Origin of the sequence: Intrasporangium chromatireducens Q5-1 (assembly GCF_000576575.1) — a bacterium.
Taxonomy (GTDB): domain Bacteria; phylum Actinomycetota; class Actinomycetes; order Actinomycetales; family Dermatophilaceae; genus Intrasporangium_A; species Intrasporangium_A chromatireducens.
Genome location: NZ_AWQS01000327.1, coordinates 1 through 3,486 on the forward strand (window position 1 = coordinate 1; position 3,486 = coordinate 3,486).

The 3,486-nt window shown below is 74.4% G+C and carries 3 protein-coding genes and 1 pseudogene; all 4 read right to left on the bottom strand.

Annotation, left to right across the window (positions count from 1 at the left end; genetic code table 11):
• Positions 1-1,236: PhoH family protein (locus N864_RS20380; protein WP_034721710.1), on the bottom strand; the 1,236-nt coding region annotated here is incomplete at its 3' end.
• Between the two features lie 299 nt (positions 1,237-1,535).
• Positions 1,536-2,114 carry a hypothetical protein gene (locus N864_RS20385; protein WP_034721712.1) on the bottom strand — a complete coding sequence of 193 codons (579 nt, stop codon included), beginning with the start codon at positions 2,112-2,114 and terminating at the stop codon, positions 1,536-1,538.
• Positions 2,111-2,770 (bottom strand): hypothetical protein, encoded by a 660-nt coding sequence (locus tag N864_RS20390; RefSeq protein WP_034721714.1) that lies wholly within the window; start codon positions 2,768-2,770, stop codon positions 2,111-2,113. The genes N864_RS20385 and N864_RS20390 overlap by 4 nt, the downstream gene beginning before the upstream one ends.
• Positions 2,771-2,807: 37 nt before the next feature.
• A pseudogene (locus tag N864_RS25200) lies at positions 2,808-3,486 on the bottom strand (hypothetical protein); the annotation flags it as partial.

Here is a 3,486-nt window from a genome sequence, read left to right on the forward strand (position 1 = left end):
ACCGTCGTGCCGCCCGACGCGCAGGTTGTCCCGCTGGGCGACATCGTGGGTCAGCACGACCTTCGAGTTCTGGCCGACGCGTGACAGGACGGTCAGCAGGACGTTCCGCTCGAGGGACTGCGCCTCGTCGACGATGACGAAGGTGTCGTGCAGCGAGCGGCCGCGGATGTGGGTCAGCGGCAGCACCTCGAGGTGGCCGCGGTCCATCACCTCGTCGACGACCTCCTGCGACACGAGCGCGCCGAGGGTGTCGAAGACCGCCTGGCCCCACGGGTTCATCTTCTCCTGCTCGCTGCCCGGCAGGTAGCCGAGCTCCTGGCCGCCGACGGCGAAGATGGGGCGGAAGACGACGACCTTGCGGTGCACGCGGCGCTCCATGACCGCCTCGAGGCCGGCGCACAGGGCGAGCGCCGACTTGCCGGTGCCCGCGCGGCCGCCGAGCGACACGATGCCGACGTCGGGGTCGAGGAGCAGGTCGAGGGCGATCCGCTGCTCGGCGCTGCGCCCGTGGAGCCCGAACGCGTCGCGGTCCCCGCGGACGAGGCGCACCTGCTTGTCGGCGCCGACCCGCCCCAGACCGCTTCCCCGCGGCGAGAGCATGACGACACCGGTGTGGCAGGGCAGCTCAGCGGCCGCTGGGTGCTCCAGGCGACCCGCCTCGTAGAGCTGGTCGAGCTCGTCGGCGGTGACCTCGAGCTCGGTCATGCCGGTCCAGCCCGTGTCGACGCCCTGCTCGGCGCGGTACTCCTCCGCATCGAGACCACAGGCCGACGCCTTGACCCGCATCGGCAGGTCCTTCGAGACGATCGTGACGTCGGCGCCCTCGTTCGACAGGTTCTTGGCGACGGCGAGGATCCGGGTGTCGTTGTCGCCGAGGCGGAAGCCGGCCGGCAGCGACGTCGGGTCGGTGTGGTTCAGCTCGACGCGCACGGTGCCGCCGACGTCGCCGACCGGGACCGGTCGGTCGAGCCGCCCGGCGCTGACCCGCAGGTCGTCGAGCAGCCGCAGCGCCTGCCGCGCGAAGTAGCCGAGCTCCGGGTGGTGCCGCTTGCCCTCGAGCTCGGTCACGACGACGACGGGCAGCACGACCTCGTGCTCGGCGAAGCGGAGCATCGCTCGCGGATCGGACAGCAGGACGGAGGTGTCGAGCACGTACGTCTTGGGCCCCTCCTGCTCAGGGGTCCTCGCGCGACGACGCGGCGCTGCGGTGGTCTTGGTGTTGGCGCTCTCGCCCATACCCACTCCCTGACGGCGCGCGTCTCGCACGCGCCTACTCGCTCCTGAACCGGGCGGCCACCGGACGGTGCGGCCGGACCCGGCCCTCCCGTCGAAGCGTGTGCTCCATGCGTGGGCCTCCTGGCGACGGTGGGCGGGAGCCCTCCGCTGTCCCCGACGCTACGGCCGATGGGGCCCGACGCGGGGCAGCGACGCGCCGTGGCGCACGTCGGGGTCGCCGGATGTTCACGTATGCCGCCCAGCTCGCTCAGCTGCGCGTCATCCGTTGCACCCCGGCGAGGTTCACCCAGCGTCGCGGGTCATCGGCCGTCGCGGTCGCGGACCTCGCCGGGGAGGTCTCGGCCCCGGGCCAGGGCTCGCCCGCGGGCGAGGGCCGCCCAGCCGGTCCAGGCGCACAGCAGGCCGAGGGCGACGATGAGGACGACCTGCACGGGCGAGGCGCTGCCCGGCTCGGTCAGCGCCCGGCGCACCGAGAGGACGCACACCAGCACGAGGAAGGCGGAGACGAGCACGAGCAGCCAGCGGCCGAGGCGAGCCGGCCACGAGTCGTTGCCGAACGCCGAGCCGACGTTGGCACCGCTGGCCCGCGCGGCCTCGAGGGGGTCGATGCCCGGGTGGCGACGTCGCCACCGGCGGCGCGCCACGCCCATCCAGACGATGACGCCGCCGAGCAGGAACATCGCCACACCGACGCCGAGGCGGGCCCCCCGCGCTGCAGGGCCACCGAAGATGCCGTACGCGAGCCCGAACACGCCGATGACGACGAGGAACAGCCCGGCCCCGATGGTCGTGCCGACACCGACCGGCCCGAACGGTCGGCTCGTGTCCTCCAGCCAGGCGAAGGGCGGCCGGTCGGGACGGTCCCCGGCGCCCGTCATCCCACCGGCCCGGGCAGGAGCGCGGCGAGCTCGTCGGCGAGCGCGCCACGGGCGACGGCCCGCCGCTCGGCGTCGGGCGCGTCGGACACCGTCCAGCCGTCCGGGTGGGGGCGGAAGAACCGGGCCCCGACGGAGCCGTCGAGGGTGCGCGACTCCACGGCGAAGGAGCCGCTGCCCTGCAGCTGCTCGACGGCCTCGATCCCCCGTGCCAGGACCGTCGCGGGGGCGTCGACCTCGTTCGTCAACGCGACGAACCAGGTGCCGAGGCTGCGCGGCTGCAGCAGCGCGATCGCGTCGCCGTCCTCGATGGCCACCATCAGGTCGGCGCGCTCGCCCGAGCGGAACGAGATGCCGGTCCACCGGCGCCCCCGGGCGAAGACCGTCTCGAGCACCGCCGCCTCGCCGCGGCTCTCGGCCCGGTCCCCGTCCGTCGTCGCGGCGGCGAGGCCTCGGGCGAGCAGGGACGCCACCCCCGCCGCCGGGACGAGCTCGTCGGTCGGGGCGGCGTCGAAGCCGAGCAACGTGACGGCCAGCTGCGAGCTCGGGGTGGCGTGCCGGCCGAGCAGGTAGCGCAGCTCCGCCCAGCCGAAGCCGTAGACGTCGTCGGGCAGGGGCACGCGGGCGAGGTCGCTGCCTGCCAGCGGGTCGATGGCCATGGATCGGCTCCTTCTGTCGTTGCGGTGCCGCGGTGGGTCAGAACCAGCCGCTCACGGTGTCCCAGGCACCCTTCGCCGCGTCGCCGATGCCCTCGGCGACGTCTGCGACGCCCTCGCCGATCGCGTCAACTGTCTCATGCACGGCGGGGATGTTCTGGTAGGCCGCGAGCCCGAGGCCGGCGATGCCGCAGGCGATGTTGGCCGGCGGTGGCGCGAAGACGGCCCCGGCCATGAGCGCCGTGCCGAGGCCGTTCTCGATCGCACCGCGGGTGTCCCCGTGCACGATCGAGTCGATTGTCGCGAGGCCGCTCACCCCGATCCCGACCGGGCCGAGGACGCCGAACTTCCCGACGAAGCTCCCCGCGCGGCTGCCCTCGGCGAAGAGCCCGCCGAGCCCGTTCATGTTCCAGGCGTCGGCGAAGAAGCCGGCGCCCGCGGCGAACCGGGTGGCCCCCGGCATCAGCTCGAGCATCGGGTCAGCGGCCCGGAACATGCTCGTGACGTTGCTGAGGTAGCGGCCGCTGGCGAGGAAGCCGTCGGCGCGGCTGAAGACGGACGCGAAGGCGGCGCTCTGGGCGAACAGGCCCGGCAGGCCGGCCACGGTCAGCCCGAGGCCCAGGCCACCGAGCAGCCGGGTGCTGTCCGGCACCTCGTCGCCCGGCTGGGGGCCCGGGGCGCCGGGAGCACCCGGGCTCGCGGGTCCCGGCATCCCGGGA

Bases quoted from the DNA above. Each gene is read 5' to 3' on its own strand.
- N864_RS20385 (WP_034721712.1), bottom strand. From the start codon at position 2,114: ATGACGGGCGCCGGGGACCGTCCCGACCGGCCGCCCTTCGCCTGGCTG.
- N864_RS20390 (WP_034721714.1), bottom strand. From the start codon at position 2,770: ATGGCCATCGACCCGCTGGCAGGCAGCGACCTCGCCCGCGTGCCCCTG.